Consider the following 1354-nt stretch of genomic DNA (forward strand, 5'->3'; position numbering starts at 1 on the left):
CCCTCGAAGCATTATCAGACACGCCCTAGGCCGATCAGGACGAGCGGGAACAAGATGGGGACTGCCGCACGAATAGGTGACACCTGATCTGGCTTGCCCGCAGGGCGGCCTGGAAGGATGTTGCTGTGCCTGCTCCCTATCCCCAAGAGTTCCGTGACGACGTCGTGCGCGTGGCCCGCAGCCGCGAAGAGGGTGTGACGCTCGCGCAGATCGCCAAGGACTTTGGCACCCATGAGATGACCCTGTCGAAGTGGATGCGCCAGGCCGACGTCGAGGACGGCGCGAAGCCTGGGACAACCAAAGCCGAGTCGGCCGAGAACCGTGAGCTGAAGAAGCGGATCCGCCTGCTCGAGCAGGAGAACGAGGTCCTACGACGGGCGGCGGCCTACCTGTCCCAGGCGAACCTGCCGGGAAAAGGCTCCACCCGCTCGTGAAGGAGCTCGCCGCCGTCGGGATCCCCGTCGCGGTGACGTGCCGGGTGCTCAAGCTCTCCCGCCAACCCTACTACCGCTGGCTGGCGGACCCTGTCACCGACGCCGAGCTGGCCGAGGCGTACCGGGCGAACGCGTTGTTCGACGCCCATCAGGACGATCCGGAGTTCGGCTACCGCTTCCTGGTCGATGAGGCCAAGGAAGCCGGCGAGGTGATGTGTGAGCGCAGCGCGTGGCGGATCTGCCGGGACAACGGCTGGTGGTCGGTGTTCGGGAAGAAGCGCGGCAAGAACGGGAAGAAGCCGGGCCCGCCGGTGCACGATGACCTGGTGGAGCGGGACTTCACTGCTGGCGGTTCAAACCAGCTGTGGTTGACCGACGTCACCGAGCACAGGACCGCCGAGGGCAAGCTCTACATGTGCGCGATCAAAGACGTCTTCTCCGGGCGGATCGTCGGCTACTCCATCGACTCGCGAATGAAAGCCCGGCTGGCCGTCCAGGCACTGCAGAACGCCGTTGCTCGGCGCGGGGATGTGGCCGGTTGCATCGTTCATTCGGACCGCGGGTCGCAATTTCGATCCCGGAAATTCGTCCATGCCCTCAACCGGCACGGCTTGGTCGGCTCGATGGGCAAAGTGGGTGCGGCCGGGGACAACGCCGCCATGGAGAGCTTCTTCGCCCTGCTGCAGAAGAACGTCCTCGACAGGCGGTCCTGGACGACCCGGGATGAGCTACGGATCGCGATCGTCACCTGGACCGAGCGCACCTATCACCGGCGCCGTCGACAAGCCCGTCTCGGGCGGTTGACCCCCATCGAGTACGAGACCATGATGAAGCCCGCCGTGACCCTCCCGGCATAAGACCCCACCTGTCACCTATCGGTGCGGCAGTCCCGATCACGCAGGACTGGCTGCAGGTAGGTG

The 1354-nt window shown here is 65.4% G+C and carries 1 protein-coding gene; it reads left to right on the forward strand.

Features of this window, described 5'->3' with window-relative positions; all coding sequences use genetic code 11:
• Window positions 1–125 precede the first annotated feature (125 nt).
• Window positions 126–1291 (forward strand): IS3 family transposase gene (locus tag HMPREF3105_RS06375; protein ID WP_101966229.1). Its coding sequence is split into 2 segments (ribosomal slippage): window positions 126–410 and window positions 413–1291, totalling 1164 coding nucleotides; the frame shifts between segments, so codons are not numbered across the junction.
• The last annotated feature ends 63 nt before the right edge of the window (window positions 1292–1354 follow it).

Origin of the sequence: Micrococcus sp. HMSC31B01 (genome assembly GCF_001816085.1) — a bacterium.
GTDB lineage: Bacteria > Actinomycetota > Actinomycetes > Actinomycetales > Micrococcaceae > Micrococcus > Micrococcus luteus.